Raw genomic sequence first — 488 nt, forward strand, 5'->3', positions numbered from 1 at the left:
TTGTTAAATCGCCTTCTCCTTCGGATATGTCTTTGAGAGTTTCGGATACTTTTACTATTGGGGCAGTGGTTCTACTTAGTACGACGTAGATAATTATCACTGCAATTACAATGGCTATCGACGCCAAAATAACAACGAAATTTATAAGGGAGTTAACATCTTTTAAAATGTAAGCTTCAGTTGAGCCGATCATCATCGACCATGTTGTCGGAGAAACGCCTATTGGAATATTGGCAATTGCCATTACCATGTTTGTTTTCAGTTCGGGGTCATATTCTATGCCTTGCCACTCTTTGGCGTTCTTTATAGCCTCTTTGACATCGCTTAACTGTTTGCCGTATTGCGTTTCCTCGTCAATTTTCTTTCCTATAAAATCAGGCAGGTAATTTGCCAGAATAGACCCTTGGTCGGTATAAATTACCGCGCTGGTAACTTCTTCCATCTCTTTGATGGTCTGTTCTATTCTGGGCTGGCACATTGCGATATCC

At 40.8% G+C, this 488-nt stretch carries 1 pseudogene; it reads right to left on the reverse strand.

The annotated features are described in order from the left end of the window. Positions 1–442: pseudogene (locus ACYVTD_RS16385) on the reverse strand (methyl-accepting chemotaxis protein); the annotation flags it as partial. Positions 443–488: the final 46 nt, after the last annotated feature.

This window comes from Treponema sp. R6D11 (genome assembly GCF_054786075.1).